Source organism: Snodgrassella sp. W8158 (assembly GCF_016100435.1).
In the GTDB taxonomy this organism is placed as follows: domain Bacteria; phylum Pseudomonadota; class Gammaproteobacteria; order Burkholderiales; family Neisseriaceae; genus Snodgrassella; species Snodgrassella alvi.
On sequence record NZ_JACFSM010000001.1, the window covers coordinates 614,676 to 638,198 of the forward strand.

General features: G+C 46.0%; 21 protein-coding genes. 11 read left to right on the forward strand and 10 right to left on the reverse strand.

Annotation, left to right across the window (positions count from 1 at the left end; translation table 11 throughout):
• Positions 1 to 301: 301 nt before the first annotated feature.
• The 6 genes from H3V11_RS02700 to H3V11_RS02725 all read right to left on the reverse strand — a co-directional run bounded on the left by H3V11_RS02700 (position 302) and on the right by H3V11_RS02725 (position 6,077).
• Entirely contained in the window at positions 302 to 955 is a 654-nt protein-coding gene (locus tag H3V11_RS02700) for a YiiX/YebB-like N1pC/P60 family cysteine hydrolase (protein WP_100125017.1), read from the reverse strand.
• Positions 956 to 1,055: 100 nt separating this feature from the next.
• Positions 1,056 to 1,514: a hypothetical protein gene (locus tag H3V11_RS02705; RefSeq protein ID WP_078475004.1), complete on the reverse strand. Its 459-nt coding sequence runs from the start codon at positions 1,512 to 1,514 to the stop codon at positions 1,056 to 1,058.
• A gap of 144 nt (positions 1,515 to 1,658) precedes the next feature.
• The gene (locus H3V11_RS02710; RefSeq protein ID WP_084547476.1) at positions 1,659 to 2,498 is read right to left on the reverse strand and encodes a MurR/RpiR family transcriptional regulator; all 840 of its coding nucleotides are present in this window, start codon (positions 2,496 to 2,498) and stop codon (positions 1,659 to 1,661) included.
• A gap of 237 nt (positions 2,499 to 2,735) precedes the next feature.
• Positions 2,736 to 3,728 (reverse strand): nucleoside hydrolase, encoded by a 993-nt coding sequence (locus H3V11_RS02715; RefSeq protein ID WP_084564893.1) that lies wholly within the window; start codon positions 3,726 to 3,728, stop codon positions 2,736 to 2,738.
• Positions 3,729 to 3,808: 80 nt separating this feature from the next.
• Positions 3,809 to 5,227, reverse strand: coding sequence for an MFS transporter (locus H3V11_RS02720; RefSeq protein WP_100125016.1), 1,419 nt, complete (start codon positions 5,225 to 5,227; stop codon positions 3,809 to 3,811).
• A gap of 49 nt (positions 5,228 to 5,276) precedes the next feature.
• Positions 5,277 to 6,077, reverse strand: coding sequence for an inner membrane protein YpjD (locus tag H3V11_RS02725; RefSeq protein WP_037394291.1), 801 nt, complete (start codon positions 6,075 to 6,077; stop codon positions 5,277 to 5,279).
• A gap of 224 nt (positions 6,078 to 6,301) precedes the next feature.
• On the opposite strand from H3V11_RS02725, the gene ffh reads away from it, so the two are divergent.
• The 5 genes from ffh (at position 6,302) to hpaC (ending at position 12,588) form a co-directional block, all read left to right on the forward strand.
• The gene (gene ffh, locus H3V11_RS02730) at positions 6,302 to 7,660 is read left to right on the forward strand and encodes a signal recognition particle protein (protein WP_037394288.1); all 1,359 of its coding nucleotides are present in this window, start codon (positions 6,302 to 6,304) and stop codon (positions 7,658 to 7,660) included.
• 191 nt (positions 7,661 to 7,851) lie between these two features.
• On the forward strand, positions 7,852 to 8,016 hold the full coding sequence (locus H3V11_RS02735; protein ID WP_078475000.1) for an SEC-C metal-binding domain-containing protein: 165 nt from the start codon (positions 7,852 to 7,854) through the stop codon (positions 8,014 to 8,016).
• A gap of 423 nt (positions 8,017 to 8,439) precedes the next feature.
• Positions 8,440 to 11,286 carry a valine--tRNA ligase gene (locus H3V11_RS02740; protein ID WP_100125014.1) on the forward strand — a complete coding sequence of 949 codons (2,847 nt, stop codon included), beginning with the start codon at positions 8,440 to 8,442 and terminating at the stop codon, positions 11,284 to 11,286.
• Positions 11,287 to 11,603: 317 nt separating this feature from the next.
• Positions 11,604 to 12,053, forward strand: a complete 450-nt coding sequence (gene hpaR / locus H3V11_RS02745; protein ID WP_078474998.1) for a homoprotocatechuate degradation operon regulator HpaR — start codon at positions 11,604 to 11,606, stop codon at positions 12,051 to 12,053.
• A gap of 4 nt (positions 12,054 to 12,057) precedes the next feature.
• Positions 12,058 to 12,588, forward strand: a complete 531-nt coding sequence (gene hpaC, locus H3V11_RS02750) for a 4-hydroxyphenylacetate 3-monooxygenase, reductase component (protein ID WP_100125013.1) — start codon at positions 12,058 to 12,060, stop codon at positions 12,586 to 12,588.
• 100 nt (positions 12,589 to 12,688) lie between these two features.
• Here the strand turns inward: hpaC and fba are convergent, their stop codons facing one another.
• The 4 genes from fba to H3V11_RS02770 form a co-directional block, all read right to left on the reverse strand.
• The gene (gene fba / locus H3V11_RS02755; protein WP_084586077.1) at positions 12,689 to 13,753 is read right to left on the reverse strand and encodes a class II fructose-bisphosphate aldolase; all 1,065 of its coding nucleotides are present in this window, start codon (positions 13,751 to 13,753) and stop codon (positions 12,689 to 12,691) included.
• 128 nt (positions 13,754 to 13,881) lie between these two features.
• Positions 13,882 to 14,817: an ABC transporter ATP-binding protein gene (locus H3V11_RS02760; RefSeq protein ID WP_100125012.1), complete on the reverse strand. Its 936-nt coding sequence runs from the start codon at positions 14,815 to 14,817 to the stop codon at positions 13,882 to 13,884.
• The gene (locus tag H3V11_RS02765) at positions 14,811 to 16,361 is read right to left on the reverse strand and encodes an iron ABC transporter permease (RefSeq protein WP_100125011.1); all 1,551 of its coding nucleotides are present in this window, start codon (positions 16,359 to 16,361) and stop codon (positions 14,811 to 14,813) included. Before H3V11_RS02765 ends, H3V11_RS02760 begins: the two co-directional genes overlap by 7 nt.
• Before the next feature lie 145 nt (positions 16,362 to 16,506).
• Entirely contained in the window at positions 16,507 to 17,514 is a 1,008-nt protein-coding gene (locus H3V11_RS02770; RefSeq protein WP_100125010.1) for a thiamine ABC transporter substrate binding subunit, read from the reverse strand.
• Between the two features lie 97 nt (positions 17,515 to 17,611).
• Here H3V11_RS02770 and H3V11_RS02775 point away from each other — a divergent pair, with 97 nt between their 5' ends.
• The 6 genes from H3V11_RS02775 to H3V11_RS02800 all read left to right on the forward strand — a co-directional run bounded on the left by H3V11_RS02775 (position 17,612) and on the right by H3V11_RS02800 (position 23,356).
• The gene (locus H3V11_RS02775; RefSeq protein WP_198223549.1) at positions 17,612 to 18,256 is read left to right on the forward strand and encodes a pyrimidine 5'-nucleotidase; all 645 of its coding nucleotides are present in this window, start codon (positions 17,612 to 17,614) and stop codon (positions 18,254 to 18,256) included.
• Between the two features lie 72 nt (positions 18,257 to 18,328).
• Positions 18,329 to 18,598 carry a hypothetical protein gene (locus H3V11_RS02780; RefSeq protein WP_025331518.1) on the forward strand — a complete coding sequence of 90 codons (270 nt, stop codon included), beginning with the start codon at positions 18,329 to 18,331 and terminating at the stop codon, positions 18,596 to 18,598.
• Positions 18,599 to 18,679: 81 nt separating this feature from the next.
• The gene (gene glmU, locus H3V11_RS02785; protein WP_198223550.1) at positions 18,680 to 20,050 is read left to right on the forward strand and encodes a bifunctional UDP-N-acetylglucosamine diphosphorylase/glucosamine-1-phosphate N-acetyltransferase GlmU; all 1,371 of its coding nucleotides are present in this window, start codon (positions 18,680 to 18,682) and stop codon (positions 20,048 to 20,050) included.
• Positions 20,051 to 20,375: 325 nt separating this feature from the next.
• The gene (locus H3V11_RS02790) at positions 20,376 to 20,618 is read left to right on the forward strand and encodes a FeoA family protein (protein ID WP_051506485.1); all 243 of its coding nucleotides are present in this window, start codon (positions 20,376 to 20,378) and stop codon (positions 20,616 to 20,618) included.
• Positions 20,615 to 22,939, forward strand: coding sequence for a Fe(2+) transporter permease subunit FeoB (gene feoB, locus H3V11_RS02795; RefSeq protein ID WP_198223551.1), 2,325 nt, complete (start codon positions 20,615 to 20,617; stop codon positions 22,937 to 22,939). Before H3V11_RS02790 ends, feoB begins: the two co-directional genes overlap by 4 nt.
• A gap of 57 nt (positions 22,940 to 22,996) precedes the next feature.
• Positions 22,997 to 23,356 (forward strand): FeoC-like transcriptional regulator, encoded by a 360-nt coding sequence (locus tag H3V11_RS02800; protein ID WP_100125006.1) that lies wholly within the window; start codon positions 22,997 to 22,999, stop codon positions 23,354 to 23,356.
• Positions 23,357 to 23,523 lie beyond the last annotated feature (167 nt).

A 23,523-nucleotide genomic window follows, 5' to 3' on the forward strand; every position in this document is an offset into this window, starting at 1 on the left:
CGATTATTTTATCTATTTGCTTTTCTATTCTATTAATAAAATGATGCTGAATTGATATATAAATTTCTTTCTTTAAAAATACATTTGTCATTTTGCTAATCATAAATTTAAGACTGCTAACCCAATATACAATTTTTTGATGCTATTAATTTTCATTATTCAGGAATAGTAACGGATATCTGTATTAATCCGTTTATCTGACTCATGATTAGTGATTGGTTAATTTGGTATGTGCCGGATAAAGTTTAGTTTCTATAATGAAACAGACCAGCATAATTAATGCCGGTCTGTTGGTTAATAACTAATAGTAATAAACAATATCAATTAAATCAGAGCGGGACATATCGCCCGGATTATTTCCGGGCTGACCCTCAGGTATCGGAATACCCATTTTCTGGAAATGCTTTACCCAGTAATCAGGAAATTCACCAGTATCTTTAGACTTAAAGGTCATTGCGCGTAATGGGAATACTTCCTGCCCGTTGTTGGCTTCTTTGAATATCTGATAAATCAGCTCAGAACAGTAATACTGATCGTTGGTGATATCAAAGGCATCATCGTATTTTTTACCTACTTTTTGCTGTGCATAAATCAGAGCAGAAGGAATCAGTGCCTGATAAGGTGCTTTCAATCTGCCCACTACTGCTCGCGGCTGACATTTTTTTTTGGGATGCAGATATGTTTTCAGTGATGTGATACGGACTTCAGGAGTGGTGGCTTCAATAACAAAATACTGATTTGGGTTTTTCTGCCAGACAATTCCGACATGAGTAAAATTGTATCCGGTCAGACCACTGGTAGCAGCCTTAATGGCACTATTCATACCGCCGTCACAATTTTCCAGAAAAATAAGATCACCATTTTGTGGTTTAAAGGATTTTTGGGCATAGACATTCAGGCTGAAAAATAAACTGCACACCAGAGCCAGCAATAAACGGATAGTTTTTTTATTCATGTACAAACCATATCTTATTAGTAAATAATGATTAATTATACTGCATATACATTGATTAACCAGTATTTATAGAATTTAGGCAGTAAAGTACGCTTTTAAATCAATCGGTATTTTTACCAAGCTTGCGCTGGAAAATACGGTAGCTGGCTGCAAATGCAGCAATAGCCGCACCAATCAGCGCACCACCGATAAACATGGAAACTAAATCAACAGTTTTGCCCACATCCAGACTGTCCAGTATCTGTTTAGAACTCAGTTTCTGGCTGCCCGGACTGCTCATGCCTTCAATCATATGGCGATTATTACATTTGGGCAGCAAGACATTCTGATCAGCAGCCTGTGGAAATGTTTGTCTGACTGCTGTTTCACACTGCTGAATCTGTGCCGGCGTAACCAGATTAAACCAGCCGCCGATATACAGCCCTCCGGCAAGCAGACAAATAGCAATAATGCCTACCAGAATGGCAGAGCCTCTTTTCTGCTGCGTAGCCGCTTCTGAATTTTTAACGTTTTTCTGCTGTTCGGTCTGACGTTTAATTTGACGGGTTTTGTTACTCACTAGCGCTCATTTCGTTGTAATAATTTAAGATAAATACCGTGCCTGAGGGGACAATGCAAACCCGCTGACAACCGGCAGAAACTTCATACAGGTAATCATATTGGCTGATAGTGAATCATACTAAAAGCTGTTTTTCTGCTGAAATTAGTGTTGTAAAAATTTCAGCTTAACTCCTGCCTTGGTTTTTGCCAGCATTTCGCTTACATTTTCGCCCAGATGCAAGGCCAGGCCGATAGTCAGCATATCAACTACCATCAGCTGCAGCAGACGGGAAATCATCGGGGTATATTTTTCGCTGTCTTCAGGGGTAACAACACTAATGACACAGTCACAGGCTTGTGCGACGGGTGATCCGGCACGGGTAAGAGCGATTACTTTGGCGCCGTTACCCTTGGCAATTTTAATTGCATCAAGTAAATCTCGTGAAGAACCTGAATGCGAAATAACAACCAGCACATCTTGTGGTGACAATACGGCAGCAGCCATCAGTTGTACATGACTATCGGTATAGGCAACTGTAGACAAACCAAAACGGAAAAGTTTGTGCTGAGCATCCATTGCGACAATACCTGAATTGCCTGCCCCATAGAATTCTATACGGCGCGCTTTGGCCATCAGCCTGACTGCGGTTTCCAAGTCAGCCGCATTAAGAGATTTACGGCTGCCAAGCACTGTGGCTGCGGTACTGGCTATAACTTTATTCAGCACGTCCTGCATAGAATCTGTGCTGTTAAGCTCTTCATGGACATATGGCATGCCGTCATGACCGATACTGGCAGAAAGATTGAGTTTAAATTCAGGTAACCCGCTATAGCCCATGCTGCGGCAAAAACGGATAACCGTAGGCTGGCTGACACGTGCCTCTTTAGCAATATTGGCTACAGCTGCGTGTACAAACCACTTAGTCTGCGCCAGTACACATTCAGCCACCCGGCGTTCTGCTGAAGATAATTCAGGTAATTTCTGACTGATTTTGGCTAACATTATGCTCTCCTGTTTTGTTGTCGCCACAAAACAGGAAGAGAAATATTGATAATTAATTTATACATGGTAAACCTGCTGATTTCTCTTGTATTGCGTGCCTATGCTAACACTGAAATAAACAAATGCAATATTCTGATGCGGATTATCGTTATCATGATGGTTATTAAAACCATAAATATTTATTATAGCGGTATTAGAACAGATTTTTGTTATTACTGTAAGATATTCTGATATTTTCTAGCAGCGATACTGACCTAATGCATTAAATATAATTTCAAGTAAACGCTGATTATCTACCTGCTCCATTACATTAACAGGCTGATGACTGACCGGCGGCATACCAACAGTCAGTCTGAGTGCACCCTCTTTCCAGCGACGGCTGCTGGCACGGGTACAGTCACGCGCAGTGGATACATCAACAATATAAGGCGAGCTGGTAACAACACTTTCATCAATCAGCTTGGCGACACACAATACATCATGAATCCAGCAACCAGCCAGCTGGCGTGTCTGAATAGAATAGTCCATCCACGGACGTGATGTACGGACAATAAAATCTGCAAGCGGATTGGCAAAGCTCTGAAGTTTATCCAAATCCTGATGGGTTAGCAGTGTCTGTGTAGTTACGTCCAGCGGTGCAAGGGTAATATTGGCTCCACTTTCGATAACAATTTTGGCTGCTTCAGGATCAACAGCGAAGTTGGTGTCCTTAAGGTAGCTGTCCAGCTGAAATACACCGCCCATGATGACAATTTCAGCAACAGACCGGGCAAAATCGGGATAAAGCTGGATGGTATGGGCAATATTGGTTAACGGACCAATAGCCACCACGGTAATTTCACCGGGGTTATTACACACCAGTTCACCAATTGCCTGAGCCGCATGTGGCGCACTGTGATCATTTAATGGCGGCAGCGGTGGCAGATTGTCCCATAAAGACAATAATCCCTGTTTGCGTACATTATTATCCAGTTGTTCACGCCATGGGGCAGCCGGTTCAAGTAATGCCTGAGCAGCTCCTTTTACTACCGGGATGCTTTGATTCAATTCCTGCATTAATTGATGCGCTACCTGAAAACCGGTATCCCGCGGTGTATTACCGGCTACAATGGTAATCAATTCCAGTTTAATTGAATCTGCAGCCAGTGCCAGCGCCAGTGCCAGCCCGTCATCTACATTCGCGCCTGCAATACCATTACCGGGATCACAGTCAATTACGATACGCTTCATAAATATTTACCTGTGCTTCAATTACAACGGAGTCAGTAACTGACTCCGTTATTAGTGATTCTATCAATTTGTTAAAGCAGTTAAATAGCGTCTTCTACTGCATTCAGGTCGCGCCCGCGAGTTTCCGGAGCATAGAATGTAGTTATAAAGCCAATGCCTGCCATTGCTGCAAAATAAATTGCAATCGGCCACCATATCTTGTAATGATCCAGCAATGCTGTGGCAACTAATGGCGCAATACCACCTGACATGATACCTCCGATCTCTTTGGCCAGAGCCATTTTAGAGTAACGATTACGCACCCCGAACAGTTCTACCCCATAGGCTGCCTGTACACCAAAAATACCCAGTGACGCCAGACACATACCAATAACAATAATACTGGCTACGATAAAAGGATCTCGTGTTTCCAGAAACATATAAGCCGGAACAGCATACAGCATCAGCAGAAAACAGAACCAGCGGTAAACAATACGGCGGCCAAACCTGTCGGATAACCAGCCGGCAAACGGAATCACAAAAAAGCCTAACAAAGACGCAACAAATACCGCAGAAGTCGCAACGTTTTCATTCATTTTTAGAGATTTGACAACATAGCCGATAACAAATGTCTGCGCCAGGTAAGATGGGCCATTTTCACCAATACGTAAGCCCAGCATAACAAAAAATGCTTTGTTACCTGCCAGAAATGCTTTAACACGTGCCAGAAAGGGAATGCTTTCATCTGTTTCAGTAACTTGTGAAACTGATATTTCAGTTTTTTGCACCTGAGATTGTTTAACTTCATTTTGTTCCTGCTCGAATACCGGAGTTTCCCGTAAATGGCGGCGAATAAGAGTAGCAGCAAGAGCAATCAGTGCACTGAGAATAAAAGGTATCCGCCAACCCCAGCTGGCTACATCTTCTTTATTCAGCATTAACACCAGCAGCCAGACAGACGAAGCGACCAGCGTACCACTGTTGGAACCGATACCGATAATCGAAGCAATCAGACCGCGGTGTTTGGGTGGTGCATATTCTCCCAGCACTACTGTAGCGCCGGAAAGTTCGGCACCGGCTCCGAAACCCTGCATAAAACGCAGTACAACTAGAAGAACTGGTGCCCATATCCCGATAGTGGCATAGCTAGGAATAAAACCAATCAGTGTGGTGGAAATGCCCATCAGAGCAATAGTAGTTACCAGTACAAATTTACGTCCTTTAAGGTCGCCAAGACGGCCAAAAAATATGGCACCGATCGGGCGAGCAACAAAGCCGACTGAATAAGTGGTAAAACTGTACAGAAGAGCAATTGTGTACGTTTTTCCCGGAAAAAATACATCTCCGAATACCAGCCCTGCGGCCAGACTGTATAAAGCAAAATCCACATACTCCATGGTGGTTCCGAGCCAGCAGGAAAGTGTTGCTCTAACAAATTCCCGTCGTCCTTCAGGTGTGGCTAAACGCTGTTCAGCTGCGCTCTGCTTCGAGCTGTCAACTGACGATTGTAAGTCACTCATTCAAATATCCTATGGTTACAAATCAGGGTGAAACTAGTTACAAAAAAGATTAAAACAAAATTTCCAGCACAAATTTGCTGCCAAAATAAGCCAGCATCAGGCTGACAAATGACACAATAACCCACCATGCCACTTTTTTCCCGCGCCATGCCTGCATATGATGTCTGAGCAGGATAACCAGATAGATTATCCATGACAGCACGCCGAATACCGTTTTGTGGTTAAAACGTGCCGGCTCACCAAATACAGCTTCGGAAAATACTGTGCCGCTGACAGCCGCTATAGTCAGTAGCACAAAACCCGCCTGCAGGCCTTGAAACATTAATTTTTCAATAGCCAGCAAAGGCGGCAGGAATGATTGCTGCGGAACAGTTTTACGCCGGTGCAGATAATGATTACGTACCAGCATGAGCACAGCCAGCAGGGTTGTAATGCCAAAGAGGGCATAAGCCAGCAATGCCGACAAAACATGTATCATGAATGCTGTGTTGTGCATCGGGTAAGCAATAGCCTGCCCGGGCAGCAGTAAGGCAATCAACAGTACGAGTGCCGAACAGGGAAACAGCGCCAGCTGTAATCCCTGCAGGCGATAGCGAAAACTGCCTACCCAATACAGCATTACCATTAACCAGGTAATCAGATTGAGTGCCTGACCGAACCCCACCAGCAGTACATGCTGCTGCAACATTGGCTGCCAAACAACAAAGGTATGCAGCAACAATATCAGCAGTAGCAGTGACTGCTCACCCCGCAACGGATAAGGCACATCAGTATGACGTTGCCAGAACCGCCATGCCAGTACAGAAAGCACGACATAAGCAAGAATAAGCACCAGCAGCAATAAGCTCATGATTTTTCCGCAGCAATAGCGCGCCAAAAATTGGCGCGCGTAGTGTAAAATAGGTATTTATTATTGCTATGCCGGCTAAAAAATACAGGCAGGTATAGCAACGGGGTGCCATTTTATAACCAAATTGCTACTTATCATACCTATTTATTGTGCGAATTGACTGGCAACAGGCAATTTTCACCAAACATATACAGGCTGCTTACAATTAGCCGGAGATGGTTTCGATGTTAGACAATCTATCAGATCGCTTTAGTAAAATTGCGAAAACTCTGCGCGGACAGGCGCGTTTGAGTGAAGACAATATCAAAGATGCCCTGCGTGAAGTACGTATGGCATTACTCGAAGCAGACGTTGCCCTGCCAGTTGTAAAAACGTTTATGGCTTCGGTAAAAGAACGTGCAGTTGGGCAAGAAGTCATTGGCAGTCTCACACCCGGGCAGGCTTTTGTTGGTGTGGTAAACGATGCCCTTACCGAACTGATGGGCACACAAAACAGCAGTCTGAATCTGGCTGCAGTTCCACCAGCCGTGATTCTGATGGCAGGTTTGCAGGGTGCAGGTAAAACCACTACGGTGGGCAAACTGGCCCGGCTGCTGAAAAATGAGCAGAAGAAAAAGGTACTGGTGGTTTCTGCCGACGTATACCGTCCGGCGGCAATAGAGCAGCTAAAATTGCTGGCACAACAGGTTGAAGTGGATTTTTTCCCGTCACACGAAGGTGAACAGCCGGTGACCATTGCATTGAATGCTCTGGATCATGCCAAAAAACATTTTTATGATGTACTGATGGTGGATACTGCCGGCCGGCTGGCTATTGACCAGAAAATGATGGATGAAATCCGGCAGATACATGCAGCGATTAATCCGGTAGAAACTCTGTTTGTAGTAGATGCCATGCAGGGTCAGGATGCCGTAAATACAGCACAGGCTTTTAATGATACGCTGCCTCTGACAGGTGTGGTATTAACCAAAATGGATGGCGATGCCCGTGGGGGTGCCGCTTTGTCTGTACGCCATGTAACCGGCAAACCGATTAAATTTATTGGTGTAGGTGAAAAAATCAACGGGCTGGAACCGTTTTATCCGGATCGTCTGGCTTCGCGCATTCTCGGCATGGGGGATGTACTTTCACTGATTGAAGATGTACAAAAAGGCATTGATGAAAAAACCGCGCAGCAGATGGCAAAAAAACTGCATAAAGGCAAAGGTTTTGACCTGAATGACTTTAAAGCACAAATTCAGCAGATGCGTAAAATGGGTGGAATTGAATCCATTATGTCTAAGCTGCCAGGCGATATGGGACAAATGGCCAAACAGGTGCCGGAAGGCACGGCAGAAAAAGCCATGAGTCGTGTGGAAGCCATTATCAACTCGATGACAGCCAAAGAACGTGCCAATCCGCTGCTGATTAAAGCCAGCCGTAAACGCCGCATTGCCAATGGTTCCGGCGTTACCGTGCAGGAAGTGAATAAAATGCTCAAACAGTTTGAGCAGTCGCAAAAAATGATGAAATCATTTACCAAAGGCGGTATGGGTAAGCTGATGCGTCTGGCAAAAGGCATGAAAGGTATCATGCCGCAATAACCTGTATTTTTAATACACTGCCTGAATTCAGATTCAGGCAGTTTTTTATTTTCTGCTATCTCCTGAAGATAGCTTATGACAAGCATCCGGCATGGATAATCTTATATTTTTACTGTAAAATATTCCGAGCAATTTATGATTGCTGTTTAATTACATTATTTTAAAAAGGAGTACGATAATGCGCAAATTTAATGATAAAGGCTTTTTTTGAGCCAACCAGCAAACGCCGCAGAGGTTTCCCGTCAGAAACCAACGTTAAACGCGGACTGATAAGAACTGTTCATGGTGACAAAGTTCTGCATGAAAAGCTGGGGCGCAATGATCCCTGTCCATGCAACTCCGGCCGCAGCTTTTAAGAAGTGTTGTCTGAAAACCGGCTGCTTTCGATGGCAGCAACAGGCATGACTATTTCCGCTAATGTCTGCCAGTAATCACTGCTACTGAATTAATCCACTTTTAATTACTTCCCCCTGTATTCTACGCATACCGGGGGATAATTGATTGGGCTTCTGCACAGTTTTATCCCGCCTACACAGATAATAAACAGGTAAAGCAGCAGAAATATATATTTATTAGTTAATTATCCGCCTGTACTCATAATTTTCATTTATGACATTTGCTTAATAATTAATCGTTTATTCGACTCAACCTCTATTTTGAAAATAAGACTGTTTACTTTGATATCCGGATTCTGATAAAAGCGCATCGTCTTAAACCATGCCTCAGCGCATGGGTTATAATCAGAATCTTATTTTTTGATTTTTTTCCAATTCGTAACCATGTTAAACACCCAATATTCTCCGAGTGAAATCGAAACCCGTTTATATCAGCAATGGGAACAACGCGGCTATTTTGCACCGTCACTGGATTTAAGCAAACCTTCTTTCGCTATTCAGCTGCCACCGCCTAATGTAACTGGCACCCTGCATATGGGGCATGCATTTAACCAGACCATTATGGATGGCCTTACCCGTTATCACCGCATGAAAGGTGAAAATGTGTGCTGGATTCCCGGCTCTGACCATGCCGGTATTGCTACGCAGATTGTGGTGGAACGCCAGCTGGCGGTAGAAAACATTACCCGCCATGATTTAGGCCGGGAAGCATTTATTGCCAAAATCTGGGACTGGAAAAAATTCTCCGGCGGCACCATTACCGAACAGATGCGCCGTGTCGGCTGCTCTGTAGACTGGAGCCGTGAATATTTTACAATGGACGATGTGCGTGCCGAAGTGGTTACCGAAGTATTTGTACGCCTGTTTGAGCAGGGTCTGATTTATCGCGGTAAACGGCTGGTAAACTGGGATCCGGTACTGGGTACAGCTGTATCAGATCTGGAAGTGGAAAATATCGAAGAAAACGGCCATATGTGGCATATCCGTTATCCGCTGGCCGATAATCCGGACAACGCTCTGATTGTTGCCACTACCCGTCCGGAAACTTTGCTGGGCGACGTAGCCGTAGCCGTACATCCCGATGATGAACGTTATGCCGGCTTCATCGGAAAACAGCTGGTACTGCCATTATCCGGCCGCACTATTCCGGTGATTGCTGATGAGTATGTAGATAAAGATTTTGGTACCGGCTGCGTTAAAATCACACCGGCTCACGATTTTAATGACTATGAAGTGGGTAAACGTCATCAGACTGCACTGATTAATGTACTCAGTCTGGATGCCAGAATACTACCGCAGGCAGAAGTATTTGATTTTCAGGGTCAGGCTCAGGCTGGTATTACGTTACCGGCACAATATGCCGGACTGGATCGTTTTGCTGCACGCAAACAGATGGTCGCAGACCTTGAAGCTCAGGGTTTACTGTTAAAAGTGGAAGAACACAAACTGATGACACCTAAAGGTGACCGTACCGGCAGTGTAATCGAACCAATGCTGACCAGTCAGTGGTTTGTGGCTATGACCCGCAGTGCTGATAATAATGTTGCCAATCCCGAACCGGAATCAGAGTTTAAAGGTAAAACTCTGACTGAAAAATGTATTCATGCAGTGGAAAGCGGACAAGTACGCTTTATTCCGGAAAACTGGGTTAATACTTATAACCAGTGGATGAACAATATTCAGGACTGGTGTATCTCCCGCCAGCTGTGGTGGGGTCACCAGATTCCGGCATGGTACGACCAGAACGGCCGCGTTTATGTAGCGCGTAATGAAGCCGAAGCACAGGCACAGGCGGGTGAAGATGCGGTTCTGACCCGTGACGAAGATGTACTGGACACTTGGTTTTCTTCAGCTCTGGTGCCGTTTTCTACGCTTGGCTGGCCGGAAAAAACACCGGAATTGCAGGCATTCCTGCCCTCTCAGGTATTGGTAACCGGTTATGAAATTATTTTCTTCTGGGTAGCACGCATGATTATGATGACTACCCACTTCACCGGCAAAGTACCTTTTCATGATGTATATATTCATGGCATGGTGCGTGACCATGAAGGTAAGAAGATGTCCAAATCTGAAGGCAATGTCATTGACCCGGTGGATTTGATTGACGGTATCGATCTGGAAAACCTGCTGGTTAAACGTACTACCGGTTTGCGCCGCCCGGAAAAAGCGCCGCAGGTAATCAAAGCGACACAAAAACTATTTCCTGACGGCATTCCGGTATTCGGTGCTGATGCTCTGCGCTTCACTATGGCCAGCTATGCTAGCCTAGGCCGCAGTATCAATTTCGATTTCAAACGTGCCGAAGGCTATCGTAATTTCTGCAATAAATTGTGGAATGCCAGCCGCTTCGTACTGATGAATATTGAAAATCACGATTGCGGGCAGGATGAAAGTCTGCCGCTAAGTTACAGCTTTGTTGATAAATGGCTGCTGACCCGTTTGCAGCAAACCATTTCGGCAGTAAGTGAAGCACTGGACACCTACCGTTTTGATATGGCTGCTCAGACCTTATATGAATTCATCTGGAATGAATACTGTGACTGGTATGTAGAACTGGCCAAAACTCAGTTGCAACGTGGTGATGAAGCACAGCAGCGCGCAACACGGCGCACACTGGTACGCGTTCTGGAAGTAGTACTGCGCCTGTTGCATCCGATTATGCCGTTTATCACTGAAGAACTGTGGCAGACCATTGCACCACTGGCTAACGCAAAACATACTGACAGCATCATGCTGGCCACATGGCCGCAGGCTGACAGCAGTCTGAATAATGCTAATGCGGTAAATCAGATGCATTATTTGCAGGAGCTGGTTAATTCAGTACGCAATTTGCGTGGTGAAATGGGGCTGGCGATGAGTGTAAAAGTGCCTTTACTGGTTGAAAGCAATACCGATCTGGGTGAAATTCTTCCATATCTGCCACTGATGGCACGTCTGAGTGAAGCCAAACAGGTAACCCATTTGCCAGAAAGTGATGATGCACCGGTAGCAGTATGTCAGGGTGCGCGCCTGATGCTGAAAGTCGAAGTGGATAAAGCTGCTGAAACGGCACGACTGCAAAAAGAAGCAGAAAAACTACAGAAAAATATCGATAAAATTGAAGCAAAGCTGGCCAAACCGGGCTATACCGACAAGGCACCTGCGCATCTGGTAGAAAAAGACCGTACCGAACTGGCTCAACTACAGGACAGAATGTCTAAAATTGCTTTACAGTTACAAAAATACAATTAATTAATTACAAATTATTTCTTCTCAACCACCAAACCACAGATACAGGTAGCAGCCGGATAAATCCGGCGATCACTTTTATGTATTAGGATTGGTGGTTTCTTTTTTTAATTTCAAAAATATTGCAATAATCAACTAAAAAATAATTTTTTATTCTAAAACAAGCTATTAATTAAATACAATGTACTTGTTTTGTAATTTATTTACACATAATTATTCAAATTTATAATAATATTATGTAAAATTCGTAAAAAATAACTTTTTAGCTTTATATTTAATAGTTATATGAACCGGATATACTGAAAGATTGGAGCAAACAGGTGATTAATACATCTAAATACTCGTCCCTCAACATTGTCTTGATTCAGGCTCGTGAAGCATTATTATCTCATTTTCGCCCGATGCTGAATGATATCGGTATCACTGATCAGCAATGGCGTATTACCCGTTTACTGGCAGAAAATGGTATCATGGATTTTCAGGATTTAGCTAAACAGGCATGCATTCTTCGCCCAAGCCTGACTGGTATCCTGACAAGACTGGAAAAACTGGATTATGTAGTCCGTCTTAAACCATCCAATGATCAGCGACGGGTTTTTCTTAAGCTGACCCCGGCCGGAGAAAAATTGTATGAAGATTTGTGTCGTTCAGTAGATGCACGGTACAAAGTACTGGAACAGCGTTATACTCAGGAAAAATTACATCAACTGGGCAATATGCTGAAAGAATTTACCAATATTGCTGTCGATAAAGAAGAACCAGAAACTTAATAAAATGAATCAACCACCGTCAGCCGTAGCTTTACAATATCGTGAAGCGATGTCAAAAGTTGCCGCAGCAGTACATGTTATTACCACCGAAGGTTCAGCCGGCCGTTATGGCATCACCCTTACCGCAGTCACATCGGTAACAGATACACCTCCTACCTTATTATTATGCATTAACCGCAACGCCCGTATTCAACCGGTTCTCCGCGCCAACGGGCGTTTATGTGTTAATGTTCTGGCTTCATCTCAGCAGGATGTAGCGGAGCATTTTGCCGGAATAACATCTGTTCCGGTAACCGAACGTTTTCTGCAAAACGACTGGCAAAATCATCACCACTCCGCCCAGCCTCAGTTAGTAGGAGCACTGGCACATTTGCACGGGCACATTGTTGACTGCCATGATATGGGCAGCCACAGCGTATTTTATGTAGCAGTTGAGCACATAAATATTAATTCACAGGAAAATCAGGGATTACTCTATTTTCAGCGCCGGTTTACTCAGACTGCCATACCATTTTGTGAAGCAGACTGTGTCTGAATCGATTTTCCTGCCACACCGGCAGATAAACTAAAAAACAGGATATAAACAACAATGGACTGTCCTTTTCCGGACAGTCCATTACTACATGTAAAAATACTTATTTTACAATCTGTACCAGTTCGCCGGCTGCGTAACGATTTGCCATTTTTTCCAAAGAAATTGGTTTAATCTGGCTCGCATGACCGGCAGCTCCAAAGGCCACATAACGATCAATACAAACCTGCTTCATGGCTTTAATGGTTTCAGTAAAGTATTTACGCGGATCAAATTCTGCCGGATGTGTAGCGAGAAAACGACGGATGGCGCCTGTGCTGGCCAGACGCAAATCTGTATCAATATTAACCTTGCGTACACCGTATTTAATCCCTTCGACAATTTCTTCTACCGGCACACCATAAGTTTCCGGAATATTGCCGCCAAATTCGTTAATCACCTGCAACCATTCCTGCGGTACTGAGCTGGAACCATGCATAACCAGATGGGTATTAGGTAAACGTTCATGAATTTCACGGATGCGGTCGATACGCAGTACTTCCCCTGTCGGCTTACGGGTAAATTTATAGGCGCCATGGCTGGTACCAATAGCAATGGCCAGAGCGTCAACACCCGTATCCTGTACAAAACGCGCTGCTTCATCCACACTGGTAAGCATCTGTTCATGGCTGAGTTTACCTGCCGCACCCACACCATCTTCCTCACCGGCATCTCCGGTTTCCAGATTACCCAGACAGCCGATTTCACCCTCTACTGATACACCACAGGCATGTGCCATATAAACAGTTTTGCGAGTGACATCTGCATTGTATTCATAAGTGGAAGGTGTTTTGGCATCACTCAGCAGCGAACCATCCATCATTACTGATGAAAAGCCCAGCTGAATTGAACGCTGACATACTTCCGGTGATGCACCATGATCCTGATGCATTACAACCGGAATATGCGGAAATTCTTCAATGGCAGCCAGAATAAGGTGCCGCAAAAACGGGGCACCGGCATATTTGCGTGCACCGGCACTGGCCTGCACAATCACCGGAGCGTTAACTTCATCGGCCGCTTCCATAATCGCACGCATTTGTTCAAGATTATTGACATTAAACGCCGGCAGACCATAACTGTTTTCCGCAGCATGGTCGAGCAGTTGGCGCATAGAAACTAAAGCCATGAGGTTCTCCGTGTGTACTTGCAATAATTGGTAAAAAAATCGGCGCAATTATACCACTATGCACCGTTTTTGTAGGCATGAGCATGCATTCTTTCACTAATTCAGTTTACTGCCAAACAGACACCGTATTATTGAAAGAAAACAATTTGTTGATGCTGTACCGTTAATGGCAGCCAGTCTCCTGCCTGCACAGCATAATGCAGCGGCAGCCACCAGCGTAATATTCCGTATTGCGGATGCAGCAACTGTACATCATATGATCTGGCTGTTAAACATACTTCTGTTACCTGTACCTGTGTTCCGTTTTCAGGATCATATTGCAGAGCGTTTTGCGGAATGTAACAAACATCGCTGACATTATCACAACCCAGTAAACGCGCAGCCCATGGATCAGCTGGTCGTGCCAGCAATTGTGCAGCGGTACCCTGCTGTATCCAGCGGCCATGCCTGAGCAAACAAATACGATCAGCCAGCGCAAAAGCCTCCAGCGGGCTGTGAGTAACCAGTACAGCCGAACATTTTTGCTGACGCAATAAACGCACAGTTAATTGCTGCAAACTGGCACGCAATGTTGTATCCAGTGCTGAAAATGGTTCGTCCAGCAACAATGCCTGTGGTTGCAGAACAAGTGCTCTGGCCAGTGCCACCCGTTGCTGCTCTCCGCCGGATAATACATCTACCTGCCGGGCAGCTGCTTCAGACAGCCCTACCTCGGCAAGCATTTGCATGGCCTGCTGTTGTGCTTGCGGTTTGCTTACCCCGTGCATACGCAGTCCGAAAGCCACGTTTTGCCACACATTCAGATGCGGCAATAAAGCATAATCCTGAAACATCAGCCCGATACGGCGCTGTTCCGGCAATAAAAAAGTTATATTTTCTTTGTTAATAAAAATATTGCCGCTATCAGGTTGTACCAGACCGGCAGCCATATTCAGCAAAGTTGATTTACCGCTGCCGCTTTCTCCCAGTACCGCTACCAGCTGACCGTCGGCCACCTCCAGACTCAAATCCGCGGCAACAACTTTATCGGAAAATTTTTTATTAATGTGTTGCCAGCTCAGCATAGATGCGTTTCCTTTTTGTCCTTACTCCATTCCACTAACGCAAAAATCAGTATAGTCAGCATCATCAGTAGTAAGGTCAGCACCATTGCACGGTCATAATTATCCCGTCCGGCGGTACTCAGATAATGATAGATCAGTGTAGTCAGCGTCTGCCATTCCGGCCGCGACAGAAACAGCGTAGCCGCAAACTCACCGATACAGGTAGCCGCAGCCAGCGCCAGCCCGCGCTGCATAGCCGGTCGTAACAGAGGCACAATAACATACAGCAATACTTGCATGCGGCCGGCACCGAGTGTACGCGCAGCCTGTGTATAACTGTCAGGCAAACTGTCCCATGCAGCCAGTACATCCTTAGTAATAAACGGATAAGCCAGCAGCGCATACGTACATATCAGCATACTTAATGATGCTGTCCAGCCGGGATAACACAACAACAGCCCGAATGACACACACACCGGTGATACCATAAATGGTAAAAATGTCAGACTACGCACCCACATCAGCCGCTTTGCCAGCGCAGCATGCAAAAAACCCAGCAGTAATGCCAGCATGATTGCCATTAAAGTAAAGCTTAAAGTATTCAGTACTGCCTGCCACGTTGTACTTTCCAGTAATACCAGCCATGAACTGCCAGCCAGCAAAGCACGCCAGCACACTGCCAGCAGCGGCAGCGCACAACACCCCAGCAACAGCAGCAAAGCCAGTGCCAGTCCGGCTTTCTGACCGGTTGTCGGTAATTGCGGCGGCAACATCTGTATCACTGCCTTCTGAGCAGAATATCTACTCAGAACCGCATATATAATACCGGACAGAAAAGTTGTGGCCAGTACCCATAACACCAGCACACCGGCCTGTGCCATATCCAGCTCATAAGCTATCAGCTGATAAATCTGTACTTCCAGCGTAATGTAATGCTCACCGCCAAGCAATAAAGCCAGACCAAATCCGGAAAAACAATACAAAAACACCAGACACATACCACCGGCCAGCCATGGCAGCATCTGCGGAATTTCAATCCTGACAAAGCGCTGCCATGTTCCGGCACCCAGTGTCTGTGCCGCATACATACGTGTTGCCGGTACCTGACACAAACCCTGATAGCCGGCACGTACCATTACCGGCAGATTAAAAAATACATTACCGTATAACAATAGCCATGGCGTACCTTCCCAGCCGCGCCACAATAAACCCTGTGCCCCGAACAATGCCAGAATACCCACACCGGCTACTAAAGTAGGGATTACAAACGGCAGCATTAACAAACGCAGCACCCAGTTTCGGCCGCTAAACTGCAAACGGGTAACCGTCCATGCTACCGGTACACCCAGCAACAACGTCAACACGCTGCTGATAGCAGCCTGTGAAGCTGTCCAACCCAGTAAACGACGCATATATTCGTCCTGCCACACCATACGGAAACTGTCTGCATCCGTTTGTTGCAGCATTGCCTGCAATGGTAACAGCACCACAGCCAGCAAAAAAAACAGCGGCAGTAATGAAAACAGCACCGGCAGCAATTTTTGCCCGAAACTGACAACTTTCATCCCAATACCGTTTACATCTTTATTTACCAGACGATTACCTCTGATTCAGTATTTGTATAACTAAACAGGGCATATCCATGCCCTGTTTTTATTTCTTACTCCGGCCGCAATAAACAGCCGCATGGCGACAGTACAGGTTATTTGTTCAGCGCTGCACTACCTTTACCCATTGTTTAACCCAGCTTTGCTGCTTAGCTGCCATATCAGCCATACTTGGTTGTGTTACCGTAGTCGGAATTTTTACATGAGCATATACCGGTGGCAAAGACACGTCTTTTACAGCCGGATAAACCCACATGGATGTCGGAATGGCATTCTGTACCTGATTACTTTGCAGATATTGCACCAGTTTAGCGGCCAGTGCAGGCTGACTGGCATGATTCAGCACCGCAGCACCTTCGATATGGCGGAACACTGCCCCTTTAAAGCGTAAATCGGCAGTTGGCGGTGTTTTGTATTTACCCTTACCATAATAAACTTCTGCTATCGGACTGGAAGCATAGCTTACCACCATCGGTCGGCTGCCTCCGTTCAAGGTAAACTCAGTGTAATAGGCCTCACTCCAGCCTTTAGTCACTTTTACACCATTCTGGCGCATTTTAGCCCACCATTGCCAGGTGCCCTGCTCTCCTAAGCCGCCAATATTCGCCAGCAGAAAACCCAGCCCCACACTGGAAGTGGCCGGGCTGGGCACAACGAGTAAATCGCGGTAAGCCGGGCTGGCCAGTTCTTCCAGCGAGCGCGGCACAGCTTTGCCATGTTTCTGAAACCATGCCTTATCGTAATTAATCGTAATATAGCCGTAATCCACTGCCAGAGCCTGCGGCAGAGAAACATTAACCGGACGACCGGACGGCTGCGCCTGAGCAAACAGTTTAAACTGCTGAGCCTTAGCAATATTACTGTTATCCAGACCATATACTGCATCAGCAATTGGTTTAGCACGAGTTAAAATCAGCTTGTTGAGCATTTCATTTCCGCTACCGACTTTAATCACAGTCAGTTTCACATTATTATCATGCTCAAACTGAGCCAGAACATTTTTAGGTAAAGCAAATGAATCATGTACAGCCAGACGTACTTCTGTCTGTGCCTGTACAACCATACTGAGTAACAGACACAGCACTCCGATTAACCACTTACCTGCTTTCATTCCGGTCTCCTGCCATTAAAATCATTAGGTATTCTTCATATACAATCATACCCGTTTTAGACGTTTATAGTAAAAATCTGACGCCATCTTACAAATCATGACAACTCATTACTGGCTATTCGATCTCGACAATACCCTGCATCAGGCTGATGCAGGCATATTCGGTATTATCAATCAACACATGACAGCCTATATAGCCACCACCCTGAATATCGACGATATTGCCGCTTCCCGGCTGCGTCAGCAGTACTGGCAGGATTATGGCGCCACACTGGCCGGACTGCAAAAACACCATCCGGAAATCAATCTTCAGGAATTTCTGCTGGCATGTCACCCGCTGGAACAAATTTTGCCTCTGTTGCAGCCAGTGCCGCAAATACAGCATACTCTAACCCATTTGCCCGGCTATAAAATCGTTTTTTCCAATGGTCCCAGCCATTATGTACAGGCACTGATCAGTACCATGCAAATTGAATCCCATTTCCATGCCCTGTTTGGTACTGATAATGTACAAATGCTTTACAAACCTCATCCGCATGCTTACCACAGTCTGTGCCGGCAGCTGCATATCCGCCCTGAGCAATGCATTATGGTAGACGATAGCCTGTCCAATCTGAAAACAGCACATATACTGGGCATGCGAACAGTATGGTTCGGAACACACAGCCATCCGGCTACCGGAATCGATGCTGCTGTACCGGATATGCACAGTCTGCTACAGATTGCCCCGTCTCTGTTATAAAGCAACTATACGCAGGCACACAAATTCTCTACAATATCACTGTACAAACGACCAACCACAAAGGACAACACCATGCGTGCCGGAATCTGTTTAATTTGCGGTCTACTGGCCATCAGTGGCTGCACATGGGAAACCTATCAGGATGCCAGCGGACAGACAAAACTGCGCCAGAAATATGAACCGGGTACACGTGTGGTTTATCAGGATGGCACCTACTCACATAATATGCGCTATAACAGCATGCGCCCCGAACCGCACGTGATGAAACCCACTGTAGGGGATGCAGACGAAAAATTACCGGCACACACACACTGGTCTGATTCAAACAGTAGTGCCGAATAATTCAGATATATCAGTACAGGGCTGCCGGAATCATGCCAGATTACCGACAGCCCGTTTTCACATCTTAATATATACAAATTTATGGCTAATTCACCCTTAAATATCGTCATCCTTGCAGCCGGCAAAGGTACCCGGATGTATTCACGCCTGCCCAAAGTTTTGCATGAAATCGGCGGTGTCAGCATGCTGGAACGTGTTATTAACACCGCACAGAGTCTGCATCCGGACAATATCACCGTCGTTATTGGTCACGGTAAAGAGCTGGTACGGGAACGAATTCAGGCAGACGTGTGCTGGGTGGAACAAGATCAGCAACTGGGTACCGGCCATGCAGTCAAAATGGCTCTGCCACATTTATCCGACAGCGGACGCACTCTGATTCTGTATGGCGATGTACCCCTTATCGATCAGCAAACACTGGAAGAATTACTCAGCACCGCCGGTAAAGACGTAGGATTACTGACAGACGTTCTCGACAATCCGGCCGGCTATGGCCGCATCATCCGTCAACATGGCAATGTTGTCGCCATTGTCGAAGAAAAAGATGCCAACGCAGAGGAAAAAGCCATTTGCGAAACCAATACCGGTATCTTTGTACTGCCCAATTGTCAGCTGACCCAATGGCTCAATGCGTTGCAAAATAACAATAGTCAGCAAGAATACTACCTGACTGATGTCATTGCACTGGCCCGACAGGACAATATTCCCGTTCATCCGCTGCAAGTGCGTGCATCATGGCTGGCAGCTGGCGTTAATAACAAACTGCAACTGGCACAGCTGGAGCGCATCCTGCAACAGCAGCAGTCTACGGCACTGCTTCAGGCTGGCGTAACCCTGCGTGACCCTGCCCGTTTCGACTTACGCGGACAGCTAACTCACGGACAAGACGTAATAATCGACATTAATGTCATTCTGGAAGGGAATGTAGATCTCGGTGACAACGTTTCCATTGGTGCCAATTGTGTGATTAAAAACGCTACCATCGGCTCCGGTACCATCATTCACCCCAATTCCCATCTGGAAAACTGCAATATTGGCAGCGATGCCCGGGTTGGTCCGTTTGCACGTCTGCGACCGCAGGCACAGATTGGTGATGCAGTGCATATCGGTAATTTTGTCGAAGTTAAAAACAGCACCATTGGCTATGGCAGCAAAGCCAATCATCTTACCTATCTGGGCGATGCCACTATTGGTGAAAACAGCAACATTGGCGCCGGTACCATCACCTGTAATTATGACGGAGTTAACAAATACCGTACTACCATTGGCAATCATGTCCGCATCGGTTCCGGCAATATGCTTATTGCGCCCATCACCATAGGTGACCGTGCCACTACCGGTGCCGGCAGTACTCTGAGCAGGAACTGTCCGCCAGACAAACTGACACTGTCACGCAGTCGCCAGACAACTTTGTCAGAATGGCAGCGACCAGAAAAAAACAACGAAAAATAATCTCTTTATCAGCCCGCCAGTGCTATTCTGCCTGCCGGGCTGATTATCTTATTCACTAATCTTTCCTGCCTTTACATCTGTTTCACCAAACCCGCCATACTTTAATCAAAAGCATTACATATCTGCGTTTAAAAAATACACAAACTAATTATAATTCGCAAAATAATCACTTTATTCACTATATTCTTCACAAAAGAACTAAACAAAGCATTTTCTCTTAGCCATTCATACAAGCAAATTAACAGGCAAAAGTAATATCATGTACAATAAAAATGATTCCCAATAATAACAAAGACACCTTACCTACTACTGAAGGTCAACCGCAGTGCCAATACTTACTCTTGATCAACTACCGTTTGGTCAGCCGGCAGTTATAACCCGACTGTTGCCCGAATCTCTGCCTTTCCGCCGGCGTCTGTTAGCCATGGGCATTACGCCCGGCAGCCACGTTACCGTAATCCGTACAGCACCATTAGGCGATCCACTGGAAATCAAAACCCGCGGATTTTACCTATGCCTGCGGCGCAGTGAAGCACAAGCCATCGGCGTAGTTGAGGCAACACAATGAAAATAGCATTAATCGGCAATCCCAATAGCGGCAAAAGTACGCTTTTCAATGCGCTTACCGGTTCACGCCAGCAGGTAGGAAACTGGCCCGGGGTAACTGTAGAACGCAAAACCGGTAGTATCCAGATAAACCAGCAACAGGTAGAAATCATCGACCTGCCCGGCACCTATGCCATAGAAAATCTCGACATAGCTGCTTCTCAGGATGAAATGATTGCGCGTGAGTTTGTTCTCAATGAACCAGACAGCCTGATCATCAACATTATCGACGCCACTAATCTGCAACGCAGTCTGTACCTGACTTTCCAACTGCTTGACCTCAAACGGCCGATGCTGGTCGTTCTCAACATGATCGATGCCCTGCATAACATAGGGGAAAATATCAGCATCAGCACACTGAGTAAACAGCTTGGCTGTCCGGTTATCGCCATTTCCGCTGCACGAAAAACCGGAATACCGCAACTTAAACAGGCAATTGCACAGGCCATCACCACCCCTGTAGCTGCCCATCCCGAGCTGGATACTCTTGGTAGCAAACAAAGCATCATTATCCGCAACTATCTGGCTCAGCTTCCGGCCGATAGTGCCGTACACCAGCTCGACCAGTGGTCGCTGATCGAATTATTACTTAAACAGAACCCCGTTTCTCTTACTGAAACCGAAAAACATATCCTGCAACAATGCCGTGATGCCTTGTCTGACTGGTGTAACCATGAAATCGACGTTGCCCTTGCCAGCGCCCGTTATGACGCCATCGATAAGCTAAGCCGCTCTGCAATTGAAAAGCCGCGTGAAGCAAATCTGTCCTTATCCGATAAAATTGACCGCATTACTCTGGGCCGCTATACCGGCATCCCGTTTTTTCTGTTGGTCATGTACCTGATGTTTATGGTAGCGGTTAAATTTGGCTCTGTATTTATCGATTTCTTCGACATCCTCTTTGGTACCATATTTGTCGATGGCTTCTCCGCCCTGCTCACCAGACTCGGCTCTCCCGAGTGGCTGATTGCTATTCTGGCCAACGGAATCGGCAGTGGTATTCAAACAGTGGCCACATTCATTCCGGTTATTGCAGCCATGTTTCTGTGCCTGTCATTTCTCGAAGATTCCGGCTATCTGGCGCGTGCCGCAATGGTAGTCGACCGCGGCATGCGTGCCATTGGACTGCCGGGCAAAGCCTTTGTTCCTATGCTGGTCGGCTTCGGCTGTGGTGTACCCGCCATTATGGGTACCCGCACACTGGACTGTGCCCGTGACCGTCTCATGTCTATCAGCATGATACCTTTTATGTCCTGTGGTGCCAGACTGCCGGTTTATACCCTGTTTGCTGTTTTGTTTTTTCCTGAAAACGCCTCAACCGTGGTTTTTATCCTTTATCTGCTCGGTATCGGTGTTGCCATTCTTACCGGTATTATTCTCAAGCACACCCTGCTGCCCGGTGACATTACCCCTTTTATTATGGAAATGCCCGCTTATCGTTTGCCTACATTGCGCGGCATGCTTTACCTGACATGGTCACGTCTGAAAGGATTTATTTTCCGTGCCGGACAGGCCATCGTACTCATGGTAACCATTCTCAGCCTGCTTAACTCACTGGGTAGCGACGGCTCATTCGGCCACAATGACAGCAGCCAGTCTGTACTGTCGGTTGCCAGTCAGAAAATTACCCCGGTATTCACACCTATGGGTATCAATGAACAAAACTGGCCGGCTACGGTAGGTATATTTACCGGTATCTTTGCCAAAGAAGCCGTCATTGCCACCCTCAACTCCCTGTACTCTATGAAAGCAGAAGAGGATGGCGGCGAAGAAACCTTTAACTTTCAGGCCGGTGTCATCAAAGCCCTGAACACCATACCAGCCAACTTAAACGAACTGGCCGGTTCCTTTCTCGATCCTCTGGGGTTTAGTGCGCTGAATCAGAGTGCTGACAGCGTACAGCAGGATATGGACATGACCGGACGCACAGTAACCAAACTGGAAACCTCTTTCGGCAGTAGTGCCGCCGCAATGGCCTATCTCATATTCATCCTGCTATATACACCGTGTGCGGCTGCGCTAGGTACCATTTACCGCGAAGCCGGCGGACGCTGGATGCTGTTTGTAGCCGGCTGGACATTCTTTACCGGCTGGAGCTGTGCCACCATTTACTACCAGTACCACCAGCTTAGTCACAGTACCAGCGCCGCATACTGGATTGGCGGAGTAGCCTGTCTGTTTATTCTTGTTGTTTGCAGCATGAAATTTATCGGCAGCCGGCGTCAGACTTGCCAGATAACCATGAAAAACTGCCCGCACAGCAAAAGTAGCTGCTGTCACTGAGTAATCAGGCATTTTTACTAATTACCAAAACTTATTTACCTGAACAGATAGTGATATTTGCAAAATCATCACTATCTGTTTGTATTCAGTTATTCAGACAGCAGGAACAAACCATCAGCCAACCCAGATAAAGGACTACCGGATATGCTTATCACTGCCATTCGTGACTACCTTATCACTATCGGACAAGCCAGCCTGCAGGATTTGTCCCGCCATTTTCAGGTACAGGAAAGTGCCATGGAGCAGATGCTTAACTTTTGGCTCAGAAAAGGGATCATCCGCCAGATAGCTCCTTACCAGCCTTCCTGTCAGCAAAGTAAATGCAGCGACTGCTTTATTTGTCCTGAAAGTGCCAGAAAAATTTATCAGGCCGTCACCGGCACAGACAGAACCATTCCGATTACCCGCTTAGCCTGAACCAACAAAAATTTCAAATCTGACTTACCTGGATGCACAACTGTCTTTTCAGGTGAAAACACATTAACAATTTGCCGGCATAAATCAATACCACTAACATATCCCTAAACCAGATACTGAATGATACACACAGAACAAATGAATAAAATATCTGATATATATTAAAG

What these genes read in the sequence shown, in the direction of transcription:
- H3V11_RS02740 (WP_100125014.1), top strand. Translation starts at nt 8,440, where the DNA reads ATGTTAAACACCCAATATTCTCCGAGTGAAATCGAAACCCGTTTATAT.
- ffh (WP_037394288.1), top strand. Translation starts at nt 6,302, where the DNA reads ATGTTAGACAATCTATCAGATCGCTTTAGTAAAATTGCGAAAACTCTG.
- H3V11_RS02760 (WP_100125012.1), bottom strand. Translation starts at nt 14,817, where the DNA reads ATGCTGAGCTGGCAACACATTAATAAAAAATTTTCCGATAAAGTTGTT.
- H3V11_RS02700 (WP_100125017.1), bottom strand. Translation starts at nt 955, where the DNA reads ATGAATAAAAAAACTATCCGTTTATTGCTGGCTCTGGTGTGCAGTTTA.
- H3V11_RS02720 (WP_100125016.1), bottom strand. Translation starts at nt 5,227, where the DNA reads ATGAGTGACTTACAATCGTCAGTTGACAGCTCGAAGCAGAGCGCAGCT.
- H3V11_RS02715 (WP_084564893.1), bottom strand. Translation starts at nt 3,728, where the DNA reads ATGAAGCGTATCGTAATTGACTGTGATCCCGGTAATGGTATTGCAGGC.
- H3V11_RS02735 (WP_078475000.1), top strand. Translation starts at nt 7,852, where the DNA reads ATGATAAAGGCTTTTTTTGAGCCAACCAGCAAACGCCGCAGAGGTTTC.
- H3V11_RS02775 (WP_198223549.1), top strand. Translation starts at nt 17,612, where the DNA reads ATGACAACTCATTACTGGCTATTCGATCTCGACAATACCCTGCATCAG.
- fba (WP_084586077.1), bottom strand. Translation starts at nt 13,753, where the DNA reads ATGGCTTTAGTTTCTATGCGCCAACTGCTCGACCATGCTGCGGAAAAC.
- H3V11_RS02725 (WP_037394291.1), bottom strand. Translation starts at nt 6,077, where the DNA reads ATGAGCTTATTGCTGCTGGTGCTTATTCTTGCTTATGTCGTGCTTTCT.
- hpaC (WP_100125013.1), top strand. Translation starts at nt 12,058, where the DNA reads ATGAATCAACCACCGTCAGCCGTAGCTTTACAATATCGTGAAGCGATG.
- glmU (WP_198223550.1), top strand. Translation starts at nt 18,680, where the DNA reads ATGGCTAATTCACCCTTAAATATCGTCATCCTTGCAGCCGGCAAAGGT.
- feoB (WP_198223551.1), top strand. Translation starts at nt 20,615, where the DNA reads ATGAAAATAGCATTAATCGGCAATCCCAATAGCGGCAAAAGTACGCTT.
- H3V11_RS02765 (WP_100125011.1), bottom strand. Translation starts at nt 16,361, where the DNA reads ATGAAAGTTGTCAGTTTCGGGCAAAAATTGCTGCCGGTGCTGTTTTCA.
- H3V11_RS02770 (WP_100125010.1), bottom strand. Translation starts at nt 17,514, where the DNA reads ATGAAAGCAGGTAAGTGGTTAATCGGAGTGCTGTGTCTGTTACTCAGT.
- H3V11_RS02710 (WP_084547476.1), bottom strand. Translation starts at nt 2,498, where the DNA reads ATGTTAGCCAAAATCAGTCAGAAATTACCTGAATTATCTTCAGCAGAA.
- H3V11_RS02780 (WP_025331518.1), top strand. Translation starts at nt 18,329, where the DNA reads ATGCGTGCCGGAATCTGTTTAATTTGCGGTCTACTGGCCATCAGTGGC.